The sequence below is a fragment of the Pseudomonas sp. GW821-FHT01D09 genome, from assembly GCF_059422465.1.
The window spans coordinates 1-19,695 of record NZ_JBWKWY010000023.1 but is presented as its reverse complement, the minus strand read 5'-3'; the positions used below and the strand labels follow the sequence as shown (position 1 = coordinate 19,695).

The 19,695-nt window shown below is 57.8% G+C and carries 23 protein-coding genes and 1 tRNA gene; 19 read left to right on the top strand and 5 right to left on the bottom strand.

Features of this window, described 5'->3' with window-relative positions:
* Window positions 1-3 precede the first annotated feature (3 nt).
* From AC07W7_RS18930 to AC07W7_RS18895, 8 genes are all read left to right on the top strand, one after another.
* A complete protein-coding gene (locus AC07W7_RS18930) occupies window positions 4-552 on the top strand; it encodes an NAD(P)H-dependent oxidoreductase (protein ID WP_495039894.1) in 549 nt (182 codons plus the stop codon).
* A 21-nt stretch (window positions 553-573) separates the two neighbouring features.
* Window positions 574-1,521 carry a class I SAM-dependent methyltransferase gene (locus AC07W7_RS18925; protein ID WP_495039893.1) on the top strand — a complete coding sequence of 316 codons (948 nt, stop codon included), beginning with the start codon at window positions 574-576 and terminating at the stop codon, window positions 1,519-1,521.
* Window positions 1,518-2,174 carry a LicD family protein gene (locus AC07W7_RS18920; protein WP_099169867.1) on the top strand — a complete coding sequence of 219 codons (657 nt, stop codon included), beginning with the start codon at window positions 1,518-1,520 and terminating at the stop codon, window positions 2,172-2,174. Before AC07W7_RS18925 ends, AC07W7_RS18920 begins: the two co-directional genes overlap by 4 nt.
* A gap of 96 nt (window positions 2,175-2,270) precedes the next feature.
* Complete coding sequence (locus tag AC07W7_RS18915) at window positions 2,271-4,163, top strand: aminotransferase class I/II-fold pyridoxal phosphate-dependent enzyme (RefSeq protein ID WP_495039892.1); 1,893 nt, start codon at window positions 2,271-2,273, stop codon at window positions 4,161-4,163.
* A gap of 7 nt (window positions 4,164-4,170) precedes the next feature.
* Entirely contained in the window at window positions 4,171-5,274 is a 1,104-nt protein-coding gene (gene ribD / locus AC07W7_RS18910) for a bifunctional diaminohydroxyphosphoribosylaminopyrimidine deaminase/5-amino-6-(5-phosphoribosylamino)uracil reductase RibD (RefSeq protein WP_495039891.1), read from the top strand.
* Window positions 5,275-5,488: 214 nt separating this feature from the next.
* On the top strand, window positions 5,489-5,704 hold the full coding sequence (locus AC07W7_RS18905) for a T6SS effector amidase Tae4 family protein (protein ID WP_154220649.1): 216 nt from the start codon (window positions 5,489-5,491) through the stop codon (window positions 5,702-5,704).
* Window positions 5,701-5,928, top strand: a complete 228-nt coding sequence (locus AC07W7_RS18900) for a hypothetical protein (protein WP_076964522.1) — start codon at window positions 5,701-5,703, stop codon at window positions 5,926-5,928. The genes AC07W7_RS18905 and AC07W7_RS18900 overlap by 4 nt, the downstream gene beginning before the upstream one ends.
* Window positions 5,929-5,968: 40 nt before the next feature.
* A complete protein-coding gene (locus tag AC07W7_RS18895; protein WP_495039890.1) occupies window positions 5,969-6,214 on the top strand; it encodes a DUF6429 family protein in 246 nt (81 codons plus the stop codon).
* Window positions 6,215-6,292: 78 nt separating this feature from the next.
* Here AC07W7_RS18895 and AC07W7_RS18890 read toward each other — a convergent pair whose 3' ends face one another.
* The 4 genes from AC07W7_RS18890 to AC07W7_RS18875 form a co-directional block, all read right to left on the bottom strand.
* On the bottom strand, window positions 6,293-6,535 hold the full coding sequence (locus AC07W7_RS18890; RefSeq protein WP_169898532.1) for a hypothetical protein: 243 nt from the start codon (window positions 6,533-6,535) through the stop codon (window positions 6,293-6,295).
* A 12-nt stretch (window positions 6,536-6,547) separates the two neighbouring features.
* Entirely contained in the window at window positions 6,548-7,027 is a 480-nt protein-coding gene (locus tag AC07W7_RS18885; RefSeq protein WP_495039889.1) for a hypothetical protein, read from the bottom strand.
* A gap of 171 nt (window positions 7,028-7,198) precedes the next feature.
* Window positions 7,199-7,570 carry a PH domain-containing protein gene (locus tag AC07W7_RS18880; RefSeq protein WP_076964518.1) on the bottom strand — a complete coding sequence of 124 codons (372 nt, stop codon included), beginning with the start codon at window positions 7,568-7,570 and terminating at the stop codon, window positions 7,199-7,201.
* 34 nt (window positions 7,571-7,604) lie between these two features.
* Window positions 7,605-7,934, bottom strand: coding sequence for a hypothetical protein (locus AC07W7_RS18875; RefSeq protein ID WP_099169870.1), 330 nt, complete (start codon window positions 7,932-7,934; stop codon window positions 7,605-7,607).
* A 250-nt stretch (window positions 7,935-8,184) separates the two neighbouring features.
* Between AC07W7_RS18875 and AC07W7_RS18870 the strand changes: the two genes are divergently transcribed.
* The 5 genes from AC07W7_RS18870 (at window position 8,185) to AC07W7_RS18850 (ending at window position 12,893) form a co-directional block, all read left to right on the top strand.
* Window positions 8,185-9,168: a helix-turn-helix domain-containing protein gene (locus AC07W7_RS18870; RefSeq protein ID WP_099169871.1), complete on the top strand. Its 984-nt coding sequence runs from the start codon at window positions 8,185-8,187 to the stop codon at window positions 9,166-9,168.
* A gap of 160 nt (window positions 9,169-9,328) precedes the next feature.
* Window positions 9,329-10,363, top strand: a complete 1,035-nt coding sequence (locus tag AC07W7_RS18865; protein ID WP_495039888.1) for a DUF1254 domain-containing protein — start codon at window positions 9,329-9,331, stop codon at window positions 10,361-10,363.
* 73 nt (window positions 10,364-10,436) lie between these two features.
* Window positions 10,437-11,279: a MipA/OmpV family protein gene (locus AC07W7_RS18860; RefSeq protein WP_373562150.1), complete on the top strand. Its 843-nt coding sequence runs from the start codon at window positions 10,437-10,439 to the stop codon at window positions 11,277-11,279.
* 14 nt (window positions 11,280-11,293) lie between these two features.
* The gene (locus tag AC07W7_RS18855; RefSeq protein WP_495039887.1) at window positions 11,294-12,109 is read left to right on the top strand and encodes an acid phosphatase; all 816 of its coding nucleotides are present in this window, start codon (window positions 11,294-11,296) and stop codon (window positions 12,107-12,109) included.
* Window positions 12,110-12,122: 13 nt separating this feature from the next.
* Window positions 12,123-12,893: a hypothetical protein gene (locus tag AC07W7_RS18850; RefSeq protein ID WP_495039918.1), complete on the top strand. Its 771-nt coding sequence runs from the start codon at window positions 12,123-12,125 to the stop codon at window positions 12,891-12,893.
* Window positions 12,894-13,248: 355 nt separating this feature from the next.
* Here AC07W7_RS18850 and AC07W7_RS18845 read toward each other — a convergent pair.
* Window positions 13,249-13,333: transfer RNA gene (locus AC07W7_RS18845), tRNA-Leu, on the bottom strand.
* Window positions 13,334-13,441: 108 nt separating this feature from the next.
* On the opposite strand from AC07W7_RS18845, the gene queA reads away from it, so the two are divergent.
* The 6 genes from queA to AC07W7_RS18815 all read left to right on the top strand — a co-directional run bounded on the left by queA (window position 13,442) and on the right by AC07W7_RS18815 (window position 19,518).
* Entirely contained in the window at window positions 13,442-14,491 is a 1,050-nt protein-coding gene (queA, locus tag AC07W7_RS18840; protein ID WP_495039886.1) for a tRNA preQ1(34) S-adenosylmethionine ribosyltransferase-isomerase QueA, read from the top strand.
* Window positions 14,492-14,496: 5 nt separating this feature from the next.
* Window positions 14,497-15,612 carry a tRNA guanosine(34) transglycosylase Tgt gene (gene tgt / locus AC07W7_RS18835; RefSeq protein WP_032858353.1) on the top strand — a complete coding sequence of 372 codons (1,116 nt, stop codon included), beginning with the start codon at window positions 14,497-14,499 and terminating at the stop codon, window positions 15,610-15,612.
* Window positions 15,613-15,655: 43 nt separating this feature from the next.
* Window positions 15,656-15,994 (top strand): preprotein translocase subunit YajC, encoded by a 339-nt coding sequence (gene yajC / locus AC07W7_RS18830; protein WP_495039885.1) that lies wholly within the window; start codon window positions 15,656-15,658, stop codon window positions 15,992-15,994.
* Window positions 15,995-16,056: 62 nt separating this feature from the next.
* Window positions 16,057-17,928 (top strand): protein translocase subunit SecD, encoded by a 1,872-nt coding sequence (gene secD, locus AC07W7_RS18825; protein WP_076964512.1) that lies wholly within the window; start codon window positions 16,057-16,059, stop codon window positions 17,926-17,928.
* Window positions 17,929-17,937: 9 nt separating this feature from the next.
* On the top strand, window positions 17,938-18,852 hold the full coding sequence (gene secF / locus AC07W7_RS18820; RefSeq protein ID WP_076964511.1) for a protein translocase subunit SecF: 915 nt from the start codon (window positions 17,938-17,940) through the stop codon (window positions 18,850-18,852).
* A 123-nt stretch (window positions 18,853-18,975) separates the two neighbouring features.
* On the top strand, window positions 18,976-19,518 hold the full coding sequence (locus AC07W7_RS18815) for a glycine zipper 2TM domain-containing protein (RefSeq protein ID WP_029298576.1): 543 nt from the start codon (window positions 18,976-18,978) through the stop codon (window positions 19,516-19,518).
* Window positions 19,519-19,695: the final 177 nt, after the last annotated feature.

Here is a 19,695-nt window from a genome sequence, read left to right as displayed (position 1 = left end):
ACTATGGAAGTGCTGATTATTGCGGGCAGCCCAAGAACGGATTCGCAAAGTTTAAGGGTCAGTAGAATCCTGGAAAACTATCTGCGGGACTATTCGGTATTGACACCGACCGTCCTGAACCTGGCAGCACAGCCCACCAGCCCGCAGTGTGATGAACTTGCCGGCCGGGCCGAGGCTTTCATTGTTGTAGTACCGGAACATTCGGGTATGGCCCCACCGGTATTGAAGGAGTTCTTTGTTTCCAGCGAGTACCCGGTATTGGCACACAAGCCGGCCTTGATTGTTTCAATCTCCAGCGGCATGGGGGGGAGTTACCCGGTACTGGATCTACGGGCGACGACTTATAAAAACACCAAGATCTGCTACATGCCGGATCACCTCATTATTCGCGAGGTTGAGGACTTTGGCCCGGATATGAGCAGCCGTGCCTATGCCGGCCTGGGCAAGCGTATTAGTGCCTGTGTCCACATGCTGGAGTTATACGCACGCCAACTGTCGGCTGTTCGTGCCGACCTGTTGGGGGTGGGGGCGGCGATCACTTACGGCATGTAATCCTTATTGGGCGGGGCGACGATGAAACCACAAGAACTTCACCAGTTAGTGTTTAACTTCAGGGCGGCACGTGCCGTCATGTTTGCGGTACAGGCTGGCCTGTTCGAGGAACTGTGCCAGGAGGATCTGACGCTGGATGAACTGGTTGGCCGGCTGGAACTGCATCGTGTCTCTACAACGATCCTTGTGGAAACACTGGTGCAACTCAATGTCCTGAACAAACAAGGCCTGCGCTATCGCGTCGCGCAGGACCTTCGGGCCACGCTGCGTCGGGATACCGAGGGGTCGATCGCCAATTTGCTGTTGCTGGACGCCAATCATTGGTCGAACTGGTCGGTGGCAGAGGATTTCTTCCGTCCAGGGCAGGACACGGCGTTTGCCTATGACCGCCAGAGCAACTTTGCGGCGGCCATGCAACAGGGGGTCGGCGATATGAATGTGCGCTTGGCCCAAGTACTGCTCGCCCACCAACCGCGGCATATCGTGGATGTGGGCAGCGGCCCGGGGTTGTTGATTGAGCAGTTGCTGGCAACTGCGACAGATCTCAAATACACGCTGGTGGATTTTGCGAACACCCTGGAAATCGCCAAGGGCAACCTGAGTGACTACAAACACTTCGATGTGAACTTCCTGGCCCATGACATTGTGCTCGGCAAGTTGGAGGTGGAGGCTGACTGTATTGTCACTTCGCGCCTGTTAATGGGGTTTGACGAGCCAGAGGCGAAACAGATTCTGGCGAATATGTGCCATGGCCTGGCACGTGATGGCGTGCTGGTGATCAATGAGTTCGATACCCAGACGAAAGTGGGAGCATTGATGTCGCTGGACATGCTGGTTAATTGCGGCGCGAGAGTTTATGGCCGGGAACAACTTGCACAATGCCTGGATGAATTGGGTTTTGAAATAGTTTCAGAGCAAGCCACTACGGTCTTCACCCGCGCATTGTCTGCCAAAAGGAAAGGGATATGAGTCAAGCGAAACTTGGAAAGACCCCCCAGGCGTTTGTCGATCAAATCTATGAGGGGCTTGAAGTCATCGACGAAGTGTTCAGCGCCAATGGGCTCGAATATTGCCTGGCGGCGGGTACTTTGTTGGGGGCCGTGCGGCATACCGGCTTGATCCCTTGGGACGATGACGCGGATCTCTATATTCTTGAGGCCGACACCGAAAAGTTCTTTGCTCTGGCGCCGCAATTTGCAGAGCGGGGTTATCGCCTCAGTCAACAACCCTGGGAACTGTGGGGCGGGTACAAGGTGTTTTCGACGGCGGGTATCTCCATGCCGCAAGAGAATAATCGCGATTACTTATATCCCTCGGTGGATATCTTTCCATTGTCCGAACTGGATGGGCAACTTCGTTATACCAGCCCCCTGGCCTTGGCAAATTGGCCCCGTGAGTACCTGAGCGTGGAAGATTGGCACTCCCGAGGCGCTACACGGTTTGGACACCTCGACTTGCCAGCCCCTGAAGCGCTGGCCTCCAGGCGTTACTTGGAGCGGGCGTATGGAAGTGAATGGAATAGCCATGCGGCCAAAGGGTTTGATCATCGGTATGAAGTGGACCTGGATGCCGAGAAAGTGACCCTGAGTGACTTCCGGTGTGCGGTAAAAACCCGGGCCTGAATCCAGGCTATCTTTGTTGATAGTCCTGACCGTAGTTTGCTTGCAGGATGTCAACAGTTCAGTACTTCGCTTTTGCTCTGCAATAGGTGAACTATCATGAAAAAAGCTATTGTCCTTGCCGCAGGCATGGGGTCTCGTCTTGGACGGGCCTCTGACTCTATTCCCAAGCCACTGACCGAAGTCAATGGTCTTAGTATCCTGGCTAATGCGCTCAATATTCTTGTTGAAGCGGGTTATCAGGAAGTTGTTGTAGTGATCGGTTATAAAGGTATAAAGATACAAGCCAGTGTCGCAGCGCTGGAACTACCGGTGACGGTGCGATTTATCGAAAACACGCAATGGGCCACGACCAATAACCTGTATTCGTTGTTTCTGGCCTCCCATGAACTGGCAGGCGAAGAGGGGGTCACGTTGCTGGAGGGTGATATCTTCTTTCGGCCTTCGGTGATCACGGCATTGAACGCACACAGCGCTCGCGAATGCCTGGCGGTGGTGTCACCGCTCACGCCCCTGATGGAAGGCACCTTTGCCGAAGTGGATGCCCATGGGGTGATCCGCCAGTTTGGCAGCAGCAAAAGCGATGATCATCTGACCGCCGACAGGCCACTTAAGACGGCCAATCTCTATTATTTATCGGCCGACTTTTGCAAAAACTATTTGATCGGCGAACTTGCCCGAAATGTAAAAAATGGTCGAGTGAATGATTACTACGAAGTGACCTTTAAAACCGCATGTGCGCAAGGCGTGGGGTTCAGGGCCATTGAAGTAGATCCAGGCACCTGGATTGAAATAGATAACTTGTATGACCTGCGTATCGCGTCCTATCAGTTTTCCGAGCACAAGCATGCGCTGCTTTCCAGCCAGCATGGGGGCTATTGGCGTTTTCCGGTGACCGACCACGCCCTGATCTATAACTTGCACTTTCCGCCTGCGGGCCTGAAGAAGCTGATGGTTGATCGCTTTGCTGATATTGCTCTCAACTATCCGGCCTCGTCAGGTGCAAGTCTGCCGCTCTTGTCGGACTTCCTCGGGGTGCCTGTCGACAACCTGGTGATTGCCAATGGCGTCTCGGAAATCATTCGCCTGTTGCCCAGGATTTTTTCCGGCAATGTGCTGGTGTTCGAGCCGTCGTTCAACGAGTTCGCCAATGCCTTCCCCGTGGAGCGTGTCACGACGATCAGGCTGACTGCACACAATCAGTTTGCGCTGGATATCGAGCAGACGCTGCGCGTTATCGAACAGCGGCAGCCGGAGGCGATTGTGCTGGTGACGCCGAATAATCCCACAGGCGGGCTGATTTCCAGGGACACGATCCTGGAACTCTACAGACGTACCCAGGATCAGGCGCCTTATCTGATTGTGGACGAGTCATTTCTCGATTTTGCCGGCGATGCACGGGATCAATCGTTGCTCCATGACCTTCTGGCTTGGCCAAGAGTCATCGTGCTGCGAAGCATGAGCAAAACCTTCGGTATTGGCGGCCTACGGCTGGGTTACGCGGCGAGTGCGGACCAGGACTGGCTGAACGCGCTACGCAAGGAGCTGCCGATCTGGAACATCAATGGTTTTGCCGAGGAGTTCATGCTCAACCTGCCGCAATATCGTAAAGAGTATGCCGCCAGTTGCGCTCAGGTGCGGCGCGAGACGGATGGGTTGGTTGCGCAGTTGCGTGAAATCGAGGCCCTCGAGGTGTTCGCTACCGCCAGCAATTTTGTGTTGTGCCGGTTGAAGCCGGGTTACCCATCGGCCCCGGAACTGGCGGCATTACTGGTTGATGACTTCAGTATTTTCATCAAGGAATGCAGCGGCAAAGTGATGGATGACGCCGATCGATACCTGCGCATCTCCTCCAGGAATCGCGAGCAGAACGACAGGCTGGTGGACGCGTTGAAACACGTATTGCTTTTGGACGACTACACGCCGTCCCTTGGCCCCTGTGTCGGCCTGTCCCGCCTGCCCCTCAGCCAAGATGCAGCGCTCAGCGAGTGAGGAACCCATGAACCCGATTGACTGTATGCAAAGGGCAATTGAACTGGCGCAACTGGGCCTGTATTCCACCAGCCCCAATCCTCGGGTCGGCTGCGTGATTGTCAATCAGGGGCGCATTGTCGGCGAGGGCTGGCATGTCAGGGCCGGGCACGCCCATGCTGAAGTGCATGCGCTGCGCCAGGCGGGCGCCGCTGCTGCCGGGGCGACGGCCTATGTGACGCTGGAGCCTTGCTGCCACTTCGGCTCCACGCCGCCCTGTGTCGATGCCCTGATCAACGCCGGGGTGAAACAGGTGGTGATCGCCATGGTCGACCCTAACCCGCAGGTCGCAGGCCAGGGTGTCAGGCGCCTGCGTGCTGCTGGCATCAGCGTCGCATTCGGCCTGCTGGAGCAACAGGCCCGGCAGCTCAATCGAGGGTTTATCAAACGCATGGTCACCGGCCTGCCGCTGGTGCGGGTGAAAATGGGCATCAGCCTGGATGGCCGAACCGCCATGCACAGCGGTGAAAGCCAGTGGATCACAGGGCCGGTGGCGCGGGCAGAAACCCAGCGCCTACGGGCGCAGTCGAGTGCCGTTATCACCGGCGCCGACACGGCCCTGCGGGACCAGGCGCGACTGACGGTGCGCAAGGCCGAGTTGCAACTGGAAGAGTCCCAGGCCTGCCTGGCCATGGAACGCCCACCCCTGCGCGTGCTGATCGACAGCCAAAGGCGAGTGCCCCAGGACGCCGCCTTTTTTAGCGCCGGCCCGGCGTTGGTGGCAACCACCTCGATCTCACTGACTGATCCGGGCGAGGGCCAGGAGTTACTGATGTTTGATGCGGTCGACGGGCAGGTGCCGCTTGAAGCATTGCTCAAGACCTTGGCAAGCCGTGGCGCAAATGAGGTGCTGATCGAAGCCGGTTCGCGGCTGGTGGCGGCGTTTGCGCGCTTGAACCTGGTGGATGAATACATATTCCATATCGCGGCCAAGTTTCTGGGCTCCACGGCCAAGCCGGCGCTGGACTGGCCGATCGACCACCTGGGGGACGCGGTGAAGCTTGAGTTCACCAGCGTCAAACCTTTGGGGGATGATCTGTGTGTGATTGCGCGGCCAGTGGGGGTTGCATGAAAGGTCTTGGGTCGTTACCGCCATGGTCTGTAGTCCAGATTTGATGCAGGAAGTACTGCTTGCTGGTGGAGCGTCGTTTTTCTGCTCCTGAAATTTGCGTACGAGTAGGAGCTTTCCTGTTTTCATGTAGCCCCATCTTTGATAGCACGGCGTTTGCTACTTTTGCGTAAAAAATATGCGGAGATAGGTTGCGCCCGAAGGCTTCGAGGATACGTTGGGCGGGCAGCGAGGCATCATTTTCTTCAAAGACTTTTGGCGTCGAGGCAACGAGACGTTTGGCAATCGCAGTGGTGACCACATTGATCTGTGGAATGGGCGGCGGTTGACGGATTGGCTGAGCTACCCGCGTATTCAACTGGGTTTTTCGATTGAGGGAACGTTCTCGGATTATCACGAGTCCAGGGAGATTTGGTTTTGGAAGGTTTTATGAGGGTGGTTAAGGGCGTGGTATTTGTAGTTTTGGTGGTCGCCGTGGCAGTTGCGGTGTTTAACGGGGTGGTTGTGGCGGCTTCGGCTTACTTTGGGCCGTTTTACGAGAGTGATGCGGATCAGAGTCGGAATTTTGGGATTTGGTTGGTGGGGAATGGGGTGGTGGTGGTAGTTTCAGTGTTAGCTGGAGTTGTTTGGTACCGTCGGCGTTTGCTTAGGGGGTAGAGGGGCACCATACCTGTTGAGTCTTAACGGAGGAGCAATCATGAACTACGACGAAAAACTGATTGAAGACGCCGTGCTCGCCCTGTTGGCGGCCTTCAGTTCAGACAAAGGCAATACCTGGAAAGGTTTCGATTTCGAGATCATGAACCGATTGCATGAACAGGGCTTCATCAGTGACCCGGTGAACCGGAACAAATCGGTATGGTTGACGGAAGAGGGACTGGAGCGAGGTCGGCAGCTGGCCGGCCGGTTGTTTGGGGAGAGCGGATCCAACCCGGAGAGCTGACTTCATATGACGGGCGCGCTGGGTGGGGAGGCAGGTGTAGGCGGGCAGCTCAAGGGGCCCGGGGAAATTCTGCCACCTTCACCCCATCTGCTCGAACCGCCGCCGCTTGAGGAACAACCCCACCCCCAGTGCAACGGCAAAGATCGACAGCAGCCCCAGGTCAAACCCAAATAAACGGATGTGGCTCGCAGCCACGCAGCCGACCGCCCCAATCGCTACCAGCAGCATCCCTAGCCATTTGCGAAGCGGGTACGGCTTAAGAAACCGATCGAGCAGAAAGAACAGCACCAGGGCAATGACCAGTTGGGTAATGTCAGACATGTGTTTCTCCCGTCAGGTCTTGATGATCAGGGTCGAGGCGGTACGTTGCGGGCCGATGCCGCCATTCACCTGCGCCTCGATGCTGACCAGTACGTCGCCTGCATGATAGGTGGGCAGGGTTTCATTCACATACATGCGCACACCGGCGCCGATAGGGGCACCCACGTAAGGGGAGGCGACATAAGAGGTGGCGCCAGCGAAGGCCGAGGCCGCGAGGTTAGCGATCTTGGTGCGTTGGGCATTGAGAACATCGCCCTGTTGCCGGGTCAGCGGCTTGGAGATACCGATCATCATCAGGCACGGCAGGTTCTTGGCCAGCATCTTGTCGTACACCTCGACGACCTTGCGGTTGATCTCATAGTGGGCGCTTTTCGCTTCACCAAAATGCAGCTCGCCCAGGCGTCCGCGTTCGCTGTCGGTGAGGGTGATCTGCGAGACGTTGAACACGATCCCGTGATTGCCCATGTATTGGAAAGTCCCTTCAAACTTCATTGCACGCATCCTTTCGAGCCAAAGGTGGGGATTGTCTAGAAGGCGCGCGCTGGATTCAAATCATTTCACCTGCCTGGCAAATCGCAGGCAAGCCAGCTCCCACATTTGATGGCGTACACCCGTTGAGTCAGCACCGCCTGCGGTAAAACGACCTTGGTTTTTACCGGCCGATCAACCCAGCAGGTGCTTGGAAATCAGCCTGGAGATTTCCACCATCGAGGTCTTGCCCGTGAACTCGAACTTCACTTTGCCCAGCGACGAAAAGTAGATCTCCAGCTCCGAATCCAGGTCGAACGTGCCGGAAGTTTCCACCGAGTACGCAACGATGTTTTTGTAGGGCAGGGAGGTGAAGTCTTTCTTACTGCCGGTGATGCCTTGCACGTTCACGGCGATGATGCGCTTGTTGGTGAATACCACCCCGTCGCGCATGGCTTTGTAGGCATCGACCACGTGTTCGTCATCGAGCAGCAGGGAGGCAACGCGTTCGGCGTATTCATTGTTTTGCTTGAGCTTGAAGAAGCCTTTGTTGTTGAAGTCGATCATTGGGTGGTCCTTGTGGTGTGTCGGGGAGGGTGCGTTACAAGATGGCCTTGAGGTAGTCCTTGAGTGCGTCGAGCGGGATCTTCAGTTCCTCCAGCGTCGAGGCTTGCTGGGCTTGTGTCGCAAGCTTTTGCAGTTCACGGCCCAACACCGTATTGGCGCCACCCAAGGCCTCCAAGGCCTGCGTCATGCATTCATCCAGCTTACGTTGGACAGTTGCCAGGTCGCCACCGCGCACCAACAACCCAAATACCTCTCGCTCATACCCATCCATGACCAGATCGTCGCGCAGAATCGGGCTGCCTTCTTCGGTCTCATGCACCAGCTTGAGGGCGAACAGAGCAACGGCTTCGAGTGTCAATTCCATGGTCCTGGTTCCTCGACTGTCGTGTGCGGTGGGCGATGATCACTTTTCTGCCGGCGAAAAAAAAGACCTTGAGTTTCAAGGTCTTTTTTAAAAGGGTGCCCGAGGCCGAAAATGATGATCTTTTCGCTGAATCGGCTATCGTGGTTAATGTGCTGTCAATAGCGCGACTTTGGTAAAAAAGTGCTGGTGTTTACCATCACGCCAAGATGGTCTTCAGGGACATTACCTTTAAAAACAGGCTCGCATACCTATGACGCAAGCTACGCCAGCCATCAAACTCAGCACACTTAGGCAAATCGCCCCCTATCTGAGTATGCGGGGGGTGTCGCCGCTGGAGTTCTTTCGGCGTTTTGGTATTTCCCCCCATGTTTTTCAAACCCCTGAAACTTGGGTGCCACGAGCAGCCTGCTTTCATATCGCCAATGAAATGGCCGCTATCGCACAGGACCCCTTTGGCGGGGCAGTTATCGGGCACTTGACCGATGTCCGTTCAACCGGCATGTGGGGCGAATTGATATTGGGCTCGACCAACCTCGCTCAGGCATGTGCGGCGGCGGCGGTCCATACGGATTTGCTGCATCAGGGAAGCGAAGTAAAAATCGTCACCGAAGGCCGCACGACGAAACTGATCCAACACTTTACAGGGCACCACGGGGCTGATCCGAAGCAGGTCATTTTCGGCACCCTTGCAGTGCTTAGAAAAGTGCCGCTCATGTCCGGCGCGCCTGGCGCTATACGGGTACATCTAAAGACCCCTAGAGCGCGAGGCGACGAGGCGCTCGAAGAGTACCTGGGCCCGAATCTCGTAATGAATGCTGAGCACAACATGATCGAGTTTGATCGTGAGTTGCTCGAGATTGCCCTGCAGCCTGTTAGAGATGTTGCCTGGAAAACCACCCAAGCCTTGAAGTCGACCGCTGACGTCGCTGACGTGCTCGTCCAGCAGATAGCCGATCAGGAACTTTCCAAACTTGCCAGCATTTCAAGAAAAATTGGACTGTCTGCTCGAACACTACAGCGGCGTCTTGAACATTGCGGCATCGACTTCGACGCTTTACGTGACGAGACACGTCGCAGTGAAGCCGTTCAGTTGATTGCCAGTGGCAGATACAGCGCGACCGAAATTGCATATATGGTCGGTTATAGCGATCCAGCTCACTTTACCCGTGCCTTCAAGCGTTGGATGGGGAGTCCGCCGTCGCACTATCGCATCCTCTTGAAACAAGTCCGTTAACATCGTCGTCTAATCCATTCTCCCCAAACATTTTGCCTCTTTCTGGGGTGGCCTTCGCATGCGTCCTCGCTTTGCTTTTGGCACCAAATGGCAAGTTTTCGCAGAGGCGTTCTTATACAGTCAAAAAAATAACGCCAACTTATAAGGCCTTGAGGTTTAAATGTCTCACTCATCCAGCACCTGCGTCCTCGCTATCATACTGGCAACGTTTGGAAGTGCGAACGCCCAGTCATCCCCGGAGGCGGTAATACCGGTGGGTGTGGATAACTTTGTTCGTGCCGAGTCCGATCTCTACCTGGGAAAAATGGTCGCGAGTGGCAGCTTGGGCCGGTTTGTTCATACCCGTGAAGCGGTGCCCATCGACGCCCAGAATGTGGTGCGGATGAATCGGGACACGCTCTATTCATCAGCGGTATTCGACCTCGATGCAGGCCCCGTCACAATCACTTTGCCCGAGACCGGCGGGCGGTTCATGTCGACGGCGGTGATCAATGAAGATCACTACGTCCCCCTCGTCACGTACGGTGCCGGCCGCCGGACACTGACAAAAGAGGCCGTTGGGACACGCTACGTATTTGTGGCGGTGCGCACGTTCTTCGACCCCGCAGACCCCAAAGACCTTGAAAAGGTACATGCACTGCAGGATGCAATCACCGTCAGCCAGGCCAAGGTCGGGGAGTTTTTAGTTCCCAAGTGGGACCCGGCGAGCCAGGCAAAGGTGCGTGAGGCCTTGGAGGTCCTGGGGTCGACAATTCCTGACTACAACCAGTCCTTTGGCCCCAAGGGCACTGTCAATCCAATCCATCACTTGATCGGCACTGCGACAGGCTGGGGCGGGAACCCGGCCAAAGACGCGATCTACCTCGGCGGCGTGATGTCGCACAACGATGGGAAAACCATTTACCGACTTAAAGTTGGAGAGGTCCCGGTCAATAGTTTCTGGTCTGTCAGTGTTTATAACGCTGACGGTTACTTCCAGAAGAACCCCTATGACGCCTATTCGTTGAACAACCTCACCGCCAAGAAAAGTGAGGACGGCTCGATTGTTATCCAGTTCGGCGGTTGCGACGGGAAGATCGCCAATTGCCTGCCCACTCCCCCTGGCTGGAACTACACCGTCAGGTTGTATCAGCCGAGCGAACAAATACTGAATGGCAAATGGAGCTTTCCAAAGCCACAGCCCGTTGCACTCTGATTATCCACTCCTGACTTCTATTAACGTCGCAAAAACGCCAATCAGTGTGGTTTTACACCAAAGGAAGTAAGCGGTGACAATCCTCTATGGTTTGAACTTTCTCAAGTACCCGGTGAGGCTCATGGCAGGCGCGACTCTCGTCTTTGCGATGGTGTTGCCTGCACACGCCGACAATTCAAGTGAGCCCTCCGTGACCGTCGGTGGCGGATTTGCCGTTGGCCCGCTGTACGAAGGTTCATCACACTACGCCGCGTTCCCTTCACTGAAACTCAAAGCGGTTTTGCCTACCGAAAACTGGGGCAAATTTACCGCATCCTTCCCGGACGGGCTGCGCTGGGACCTACCGGGGTTGTCCCCTTTCGGGATCGCCCTGTTGCTGGGTTACGACCAGGGTCGCAAGGAAAGAATCCACACCCTGGGCGGTCGTGATGACTACCTCAAGGGCATGGGCAACCTGGACAGCACCGCGCTTGTCGGGGCGGAGGCGTATTGGATGCTACCGGCCGGACGCCTGTTTGTGCGCGGCCTGCAAGCCAGCCAGAGTCGCGATTACGGTGGCGAAAGTCTGGGGCGTACGGCGTTCCTGGAAGCCGGCTTTGCCACTGCCTACGCGCTGTCTTCCACACTGACCCTGGACTCGACCCTATACGGCACCTGGAGCAATGAGAAAGACATGATGGCGCGCTTCGGCGTCACCGCCCAACAAGCGGCGCGCACCGGTTTCGACGAATACCACCCGGGCGGCGGCATGCGCGACGTGACCTTGAAACTGGGCCTCACCTGGCAATGGCAACCACAGCTGGCGCTGGAAGGCGGCATCAAGACCTACGCCCTGGTCTCCGACGCCCGCAACAGCCCGCTGACGGGTGAAAACGTGGGCGCAGGCGCCTATCTGAATGCCCTTTATCGGTTTTGATCAGGGAACACTCGATGAAAACAGTACATAAGCAGCTGGGATTGGCCGGCCTGTTCTGGTCGGGACTGGTACTTGCCGGCGATGCCGCCACCACGGTCACGGACCCTCACTTCAAACTGGCCCCCGGATATCTGAACTCGGCGGACTTGCCACTGCGTCTGGCATTGCTGGGCGCCCCGCCAAAGTCTGACTCTGCGGCGCTTGCACGGGATGAAGAAGCACGGCGAGCAGCGCTGTCGCTACGCGGTACGGCTCGGGAGAAACTCGCCGCAGCGGATGCGGAGCTGTCATTCCCGGGCCCGGCCAACGCATTCTCCTGTGCGATGGGCGTGCCGATCAGCGAGAAAAATACACCGCATCTCTACACCCTGATGCAGCGCACCCTGACTGATGCAGGCGGCTCCACCTATACCGGGAAAAATGCCTACAACCGCACCCGCCCTTTCGTGGCCCATAACGAAGGAACCTGCCGCAAAGACATGGAACCGTTGCTGCGTACCGATGGTTCCTGGCCGTCCGGCCACTCCGCTGCGGGCTGGGCCTGGGGGCTGATACTTGCGGAAATCAACCCCGTACGTGCCACCGAACTGATGACCCGCGGGTTGTCCTTCGGCCAAAGCCGGGTCATCTGCGATGCGCACTGGCAGAGCGACGTGGATGCAGGCCGCATCATGGGGGCCGCCACGGTGGCAAGCCTGCATGGCAATCCGGCATTCCTGGCGGACCTGGCGGCAGCGAAGGAAGAGGTCAAGGCCGCTCAAAAGGCTGGCCTGAAACCTACAGAAGACTGCGCGACCGAGAGCGTAGCGCTCTCGCTGACCCAGCACTGATCGGGGAAACACCATCATGCACAGTGACAACCCCCGCTCGACATTGCGGCGCAAGCACGCCCGCATGGTACTCCTGGCTGGCGCCTTTGTTGCCGCCGGGCCCGCCATGGCGGCAGACGACGATGGCTGGACGTTCAATGGCGGGCCTTACGTATGGGGCGCCGGCATTCGTGGACACGTGGGCCATAGCAGTACAGGGACACAGTTCATAAAGTCCGGCTTCTCCGACATCGCCAAGACGGTCGATATGTCGGTGATGCTGATGGGGGAGGCGCGACGTGGGCCCTACAGCGTGCTCGCCGACCTGATGTACATCGACACCGACACCCGCAACCGCCTGCCCGGCGGCGCCAAACTTGAGGTAGAAAGCAAGACAGCCTCCGGGTTCCTGGGGGGCGGCTACACCGTCCTGGGAGATGAAAACCGTCGTCTGGATGTCGCCGGTGGCGTGCGCGTTTGGTACAGCGGCACCACCCTCACCTTTCATGGTGGACCTCTTGGTGGTTCATCGGGCTCTGATAACGCGTCCTGGGCGGATGCCATGGCGGGACTGCGCGGGCACTATGCTGTGAATGACCGGTTCTGGTTGTCATCCTGGGGAATGGCGGGCGCCGGGCAATCCCGGGAAGACTGGGACCTGGCCGCGCTGGCGGGTTGGGAGTTCTGGCCGGGATTTTCAGCAGTGGCCGGGTATCGGGCCATGGGGGTTAATTATCGTCATGAGGGGTTTGTGTATGACATTGTCCAGAAGGGGCCACTGCTGGGTATTAGTGGGCGATTCTGAGGCTTTCATATATAGCTCCTGCAAGGAGATATGCGGATACACGCCCAGTGACATGCGTGCCGCCCGGCCTGATAGGTGTACCGGAAGTGCCAATACTTGCTGCCGTAGCAGGGCAAGACCCGAACTATCACTCAACGTGAAGGGGCTGCCGGCAGGCTTGGACGTTTTGCTTTGCAGGGCGGTCCATGGCATCGCTGTACACCTGCGGTTCTCGCACTGGAATATGTACAGGAAATGTACCCAAAAGAGGCTGGCCTGCAAGGGACGGGGGTGGAACCCCAGAGACAAAAAAGCCCGCAATTAGCGGGCTCTAGGGGTGTTGCGTAGACGCTGGTAGTCGTCTATGTACTGCAAATGGTGCCCCGAGGGAGACTCGAACTCCCACTCCTTTCGAAAACGGATTTTGAATCCGCCGCGTCTACCAATTCCGCCATCAGGGCTCAATGGCGGCGAAGTATAGAGAGGTGATTACCGTTGGTCAATCACGTTTCATGGTCTATTTTTACTATTTCCGCTAGACTTCCCGGCCCTGCTAGACGAACCCCATCATGCGCGTTGCTGACTTTACTTTTGAACTCCCGGATTCGCTGATCGCCCGCCACCCTTTGGCCGAGCGTCGCGCCAGCCGACTGTTGACCCTGGACGGGGTCAGCGGTGCCCTTGCACACCGTCAATTCACTGATTTGCTTGAGCATTTACGCCCGGGCGACTTGATGGTCTTCAACAATACCCGGGTGATTCCGGCGCGGCTGTTTGGCCAGAAAGCGTCCGGCGGCAAGCTGGAAATCCTCGTGGAGCGGGTGCTGGACACCCATCGCGTGCTGGCCCATGTGCGCTCCAGCAAGTCGCCCAAGCCGGGTTCGCAGATCCTGATCGATGGCGGTGGCGAAGCCGAGATGGTGGCGCGCCATGATGCGTTGTTCGAGCTCAAGTTTGCCGAAGACGTGTTGCCGCTGCTGGAGCGTGTCGGCCATATGCCGTTGCCTCCTTATATAGACCGCCCCGACGAAGACTCGGACCGCGAGCGCTACCAGACGGTGTACTCCGAGCGCCTCGGCGCCGTAGCCGCGCCGACGGCCGGGCTGCATTTCGACCAGCCGCTGCTGGACTCGATTGCCGCCAAGGGGGTCGAAACCGCCTATGTGACCCTGCACGTGGGGGCCGGGACGTTTCAGCCGGTGCGTGTGGATAACATCGAAGATCACCATATGCACAGCGAGTGGCTGGAAGTCAGCCAGGCCGTGGTGGATGCAGTCAACGCGTGCAAGGCGCGCGGTGGGCGGGTGGTCGCGGTGGGCACCACCAGCGTGCGTTCCCTGGAGAGTGCCGCGCGTGATGGCGTACTCAAGCCGTTCAGTGGCGACACCGATATCTTTATCTACCCGGGCCGGCCGTTTCATGTGGTCGATGCCCTGGTGACCAATTTCCATTTGCCGGAGTCCACGCTGTTGATGCTGGTGTCGGCCTTTGCAGGGTATCCCGAAGCCATGGCCGCCTATAAAGCCGCCATCGAGCAGGAATACCGTTTTTTCAGCTACGGTGATGCGATGTTTATCACCCGTAATCCGGCGCCGCGCGGCCCAGAGGAACAACTATGAGTCGTATGTCGTTTGAATTATTGGCCACTGACGGCAAAGCCCGGCGCGGGCGCCTGACCTTCCCCCGTGGCACCGTGGAGACCCCGGCGTTCATGCCGGTCGGCACCTACGGCACGGTCAAGGGCATGCTGCCGCGCGACATCGTGGCCACCGGCGCCGAGATCATCCTCGGCAACACCTTCCACCTGTGGCTGCGCCCGGGCACCGAAGTGATCAAGAAGCATGGCGACCTGCATGACTTCATGAAGTGGCAAGGCCCGATCCTCACCGACTCTGGTGGTTTCCAGGTGTTCAGCCTGGGTGCCATGCGCAAGATCAAGGAGGAGGGCGTGACCTTCGCCTCGCCGGTGGACGGTTCCAAGGTGTTCATGGGCCCGGAAGAGTCAATGCAGGTCCAGCGTGACCTGGGCTCCGATATCGTGATGATTTTTGACGAGTGCACGCCGTACCCGGCCGATGAAGACGTGGCGCGGATCTCCATGGAGCTGTCGTTGCGCTGGGCCCAGCGCTCGAAGAATGCCCATGGCGACAACACCGCCGCACTGTTCGGTATTGTCCAGGGCGGTATGCATGAAAGCCTGCGCAAGCGCTCGCTGGAAGGCCTGGACAAGATCGGCTTCGATGGCCTGGCCATTGGCGGGTTGTCGGTGGGCGAGCCCAAGCACGAGATGATCAAGGTGCTGGACTACTTGCCGGGGTTGATGCCTTCTGACAAACCTCGTTACCTTATGGGCGTTGGCAAACCAGAAGATCTCGTAGAGGGTGTGCGCCGCGGTGTGGACATGTTCGATTGCGTGATGCCAACCCGTAATGCCCGCAATGGGCATCTGTTCATTGATACAGGCGTGCTGAAGATCCGTAACGCGTTCCATCGCCATGATGATTCGCCGCTGGATCCCACCTGTGATTGCTACACCTGCCAGAACTTCTCCCGTGCTTATCTGCACCATCTGGACAAATGCGGGGAAATGCTGGGTAGCATGTTGAATACCATCCACAATTTGCGTCACTACCAAGTCCTGATGGCTGGTTTGCGCGAGGCTATTCAACAGGGTACATTGGCCGCCTTTGTCGATGCCTTCTATGCCAAGCGCGGGCTGCCCGTGCCGCCCTTGGACTGAGTTTCCCGACCCTAAGATTCACTATTTGCAACTGGAGTGCTAAATGACCTTTTTTATCTCTAACGCTATGGCTGACGCCGCTGCACCGGCCGCTGCCGGTCCTATGGGCGGTGGTTTCGAGTGGATTTTCCTGGTCGGCTTCCTGGTCATCTTCTACCTGATGATCTGGCGCCCACAGGCCAAGCGCGCCAAAGAGCAGAAAAACCTGCTGAGCAGCCTGCAAAAAGGCGACGAAGTGGTCACCACCGGCGGTATCGCTGGCAAGATCACCAAGGTTTCCGATGCTTTCGTGGTACTGGAAGTCTCCGACACCGTTGAAATGAAGTTCCAGAAGGGCGCCATCGCCGCCACGCTGCCAAAAGGCACGCTCAAAGCGATCTGAGTAACAACTTTTACCAATCGACGGGGCGCGCAAGGCGCCCCGCGTCATAAGCGGGCGGCGTGATGCTGAACAAATACCCTCTGTGGAAATACGTACTGATCCTGGCGGTGCTGGCGATCGGTTTTATTTATTCCGCTCCCAATCTTTATCCAGATGACCCGGCGATCCAGATCAGCGGCGCTAGCACGTCGTTGCAAGTGACCGATGCCGATCTGGAGCGTGCGAGTAAGGCGCTCACCGAAGCCGGTTTGACGGTCAAGGCTTCCAGCCTGACGGCCAACGGCAAGGGCGGCCTGTTGCGTCTGGCCAAGCAAGAAGACCAGTTGCCAGCCAAGGATGTTGTGCGCAAGGTGTTGGGTGATGACTATGTAGTCGCACTGAACCTGGCACAAACCACCCCGCAATGGCTGCGCAGCCTCGGCGCGCACCCGATGAAGCTGGGCCTGGACTTGTCCGGTGGTGTGCACTTCCTGCTGGAAGTGGACATGGACAAAGCCCTCGACGCACGTATGAAAGTCTACGAAGGCGATGTGAAGAGCCTGTTGCGCAAAGAGCGCCTGCGTTATCGCAGCCTGCCGCAGCTCAACGGTGCCATCCAGCTGGGCTTTGCTGACGAAGCCACCCGTGAACAGGCCCGCGCCCTGGTTCGCAAGAGCTTTACCGATTTCGACATTGTGCCCGCCGACCTCAATGGTCAGCCGGTGCTGCGTCTGGCGATGACCCCGGCCAAGCTGGCGGAAATCCGTGAATACTCCATCAAGCAGAACTTGACCACGGTACGTAACCGCGTCAACGAGCTGGGTGTGGCCGAGCCGCTGGTCCAGCGCCAGGGTGCCAACCGCATCGTGGTTGAGCTGCCAGGCGTGCAGGACACCGCTGAAGCCAAGCGCATCCTGGGCAAGACCGCCAACCTTGAGTTCCGCCTGGCCGCCGAGCCGGGGGCTTCCCGTGCGACGACCGAGGAGTTTGAGTTCCGTGAAGGCAACCGTCCTCCAGCGTTGATCGAGCGTGGCTTGATCATCACGGGCGATCAGGTAACTGATGCCAAGGCGGGTTTTGACTCGCAACAGGGTTCTCCCGAAGTGAACATCCGTCTGGATGGTCACGGCGGCGAACTGATGAACCGCGCCACCCGCAGCAACGTCGGTCGCAGCATGGCGGTGATCTTCATCGAGCAACGTCCGGTGACCACCTACGTCAAGCAGATGGTCAACGGCGTCGAGAAAGACGTGCCGGTGCAGACCTTCAAGGAAGAGAAGAAGATCATCAGCCTGGCGACCATCCAGTCGCCGCTGGGGGCCCAGTTCCGTATCACCGGCCTGAACGGCCAGGGTGAGTCTTCCGAGCTTGCGCTGCTGCTGCGTGCCGGTGGCCTGGCGGCGCCGATGTACTTCGCCGAGGAGCGCACTATCGGTCCGAGCCTGGGTGCAGACAACATCACCAAGGGTATCGATGCTTCCCTGTGGGGCATGCTGTTCGTATCGCTGTTTATCATCGCCATCTACCGCTTCTTCGGCGTGATCGCCACGGTTGCGCTGGCGGTGAACATGGTGCTGTTGCTGGCCCTGATGTCGCTGCTGGGGGCTACACTGACCCTGCCGGGTATCGCCGGTATCGTACTTACCATGGGGATGGCGGTGGACGCCAACGTGCTGATCTTCTCGCGGATTCGTGAAGAGATCGCGGCGGGCATGAGCGTACAGCGGGCAATCAACGAAGGTTTCGGCCGGGCATTTACTGCGATTCTCGACTCCAACCTGACCACTTTGCTGGTCGGCGGGATTCTCTTTGCCATGGGCACCGGCCCGGTCAAGGGTTTTGCGGTGACCATGTCCCTCGGTATCTTTACCTCGATGTTCACGGCCATCATGGTGACCCGCGCAATGGTCAACCTGATCTTTGGCGGGCGTGACTTCAAGAAGTTGTGGATTTAAGGGGCTGCCATGTTACGTACAATCAACTTCATGGGCGTTCGCAACATTGCGTTCGGCGTCACTGTGCTCCTTACCGTCCTGGCGTTGTTCAGCTGGTTCCATAAGGGCCTGAACTACGGTCTGGATTTCACCGGTGGTACGCTCATCGAGCTGACCTACGAGAAGCCGGCTGACGTCACCAAGGTGCGTGCCCAACTGAACGCAGCCGGTTATAACGAGGCGGTCGTGCAGAGCTTTGGTGCGACCACCGACCTGCTGGTGCGTATGCCCGGCGAAGACCCGCAACTGGGTCATCAGGTAGCCGAGGCCTTGCTCAAGGTCGGTGGCGATAACCCGGCGGCGGTCAAGCGCGTCGAGTTCGTTGGCCCGCAAGTCGGCGAAGAACTGCGCGACCAGGGCGGCCTCGGCATGCTGATGGCGCTGGCCGGCATCATGATCTACCTGGCATTCCGCTTTCAGTGGAAGTTCGGCGTCGGTGCGATTGTCTCGCTGATCCACGACGTGATCGTGACGGTAGGTATCCTGTCGTACTTCCAGATTACCTTCGACCTGACGGTATTGGCGGCAGTGCTGGCGATCATTGGTTACTCCCTCAACGACACCATCGTGGTATTCGACCGGGTTCGCGAGAACTTCCGGGTGCTGCGCAAGGCGACGTTGATCGAGAACATCAACATCTCCACTACCCAGACCCTGTTGCGCACCATGGCGACCTCGATCTCCACCTTGCTGGCGATTGCCGCGCTGATGATCTTCGGTGGCGACAACCTGTGGGGCTTCTCCCTGGCGCTGTTTATCGGCGTTCTGGCGGGGACCTACTCGTCGATCTACATCGCCAACGTGGTGCTGATCTGGCTGAACCTCAACAGCGAGGATCTGATCCCGCCTGTGGCGACAGACAAGGAGGTCGACGACCGCCCTTGATGGGTGTTTGTTGATCGGCTGTTACAAAGAAGGCGCGAGTATTGAACTCGCGCCTTTTTTATTGCTCCAAGGCTGGGTATAGCGCGGACGTTTCAGTCCGCTTGTGATGGTCAGGAGGTTCACGTGAACAAGTCGTTACTGGTTGGTGCGGTATTGGGTGCTGTCGGTGTGACTGCCGGGGGCGCTGTCGCCACCTACAGCCTGGTAAAAAGCGGCCCTGAGTATGCGCAAGTGCTGGCAGTGCAGCCGGTCAAGACCCAGATCAAAACCCCCCGTGAGGTCTGCAAGGACGTCACCGTGACCCGGCAGCGTCCGGTGCAGGATCAGCATCAAATCGCCGGCACGGTAGTCGGCGCCCTGGCAGGCGGCCTGCTCGGCAACCAGATCGGCGGCGGTACAGGCAAGAAGATTGCCACCGTAGCCGGCGCAGTCGGTGGTGGTTATGCCGGTAACAAGGTTCAGGAAGGCATGCAGAACCGTGATACCTACACCACCACCCAGACGCGCTGTAATACCGTCAACGACATCAGCGACAAGGTTGTTGGTTATGACGTGCGTTACAACCTGGATGGCAAGGAAGGATCGGTGCGCATGGAGCGTGATCCGGGTAGCCAGATCCCGGTGGATAAAGAAGGGCGTTTGATCTTGGGCCAAAATCAACAGTAATCCCAAGCCTGGCGCAGCTCAAAATGTGGGAGCGGGCTTGCCCGCGATGGCGGTGGATCAGTCAGATGTGTCTAACCTGGCCCTCCGCTATCGCGGGCAAGCCCTAATGCCAGTCAGTTAAGCCCTCCCGCTTTCTTTTTGGGGTATTTGACCGGCCTGGGCTTGACCACCCTGGGG

Coding starts and splice junctions, on each gene's coding strand:
- AC07W7_RS18930 (WP_495039894.1), top strand. CDS start 4: ATGGAAGTGCTGATTATTGCGGGCAGCCCAAGAACGGATTCGCAAAGT.
- tgt (WP_032858353.1), top strand. CDS start 14,497: ATGTCGTTTGAATTATTGGCCACTGACGGCAAAGCCCGGCGCGGGCGC.
- AC07W7_RS18920 (WP_099169867.1), top strand. CDS start 1,518: ATGAGTCAAGCGAAACTTGGAAAGACCCCCCAGGCGTTTGTCGATCAA.
- AC07W7_RS18885 (WP_495039889.1), bottom strand. CDS start 7,027: ATGAAGTTTGAAGGGACTTTCCAATACATGGGCAATCACGGGATCGTG.
- AC07W7_RS18925 (WP_495039893.1), top strand. CDS start 574: ATGAAACCACAAGAACTTCACCAGTTAGTGTTTAACTTCAGGGCGGCA.
- AC07W7_RS18890 (WP_169898532.1), bottom strand. CDS start 6,535: ATGTCTGACATTACCCAACTGGTCATTGCCCTGGTGCTGTTCTTTCTG.
- AC07W7_RS18875 (WP_099169870.1), bottom strand. CDS start 7,934: ATGGAATTGACACTCGAAGCCGTTGCTCTGTTCGCCCTCAAGCTGGTG.
- AC07W7_RS18895 (WP_495039890.1), top strand. CDS start 5,969: ATGAACTACGACGAAAAACTGATTGAAGACGCCGTGCTCGCCCTGTTG.
- AC07W7_RS18870 (WP_099169871.1), top strand. CDS start 8,185: ATGACGCAAGCTACGCCAGCCATCAAACTCAGCACACTTAGGCAAATC.
- secF (WP_076964511.1), top strand. CDS start 17,938: ATGTTACGTACAATCAACTTCATGGGCGTTCGCAACATTGCGTTCGGC.
- AC07W7_RS18865 (WP_495039888.1), top strand. CDS start 9,329: ATGTCTCACTCATCCAGCACCTGCGTCCTCGCTATCATACTGGCAACG.
- AC07W7_RS18915 (WP_495039892.1), top strand. CDS start 2,271: ATGAAAAAAGCTATTGTCCTTGCCGCAGGCATGGGGTCTCGTCTTGGA.
- ribD (WP_495039891.1), top strand. CDS start 4,171: ATGAACCCGATTGACTGTATGCAAAGGGCAATTGAACTGGCGCAACTG.
- yajC (WP_495039885.1), top strand. CDS start 15,656: ATGACCTTTTTTATCTCTAACGCTATGGCTGACGCCGCTGCACCGGCC.
- secD (WP_076964512.1), top strand. CDS start 16,057: ATGCTGAACAAATACCCTCTGTGGAAATACGTACTGATCCTGGCGGTG.
- AC07W7_RS18855 (WP_495039887.1), top strand. CDS start 11,294: ATGAAAACAGTACATAAGCAGCTGGGATTGGCCGGCCTGTTCTGGTCG.
- AC07W7_RS18880 (WP_076964518.1), bottom strand. CDS start 7,570: ATGATCGACTTCAACAACAAAGGCTTCTTCAAGCTCAAGCAAAACAAT.
- queA (WP_495039886.1), top strand. CDS start 13,442: ATGCGCGTTGCTGACTTTACTTTTGAACTCCCGGATTCGCTGATCGCC.
- AC07W7_RS18900 (WP_076964522.1), top strand. CDS start 5,701: ATGAGGGTGGTTAAGGGCGTGGTATTTGTAGTTTTGGTGGTCGCCGTG.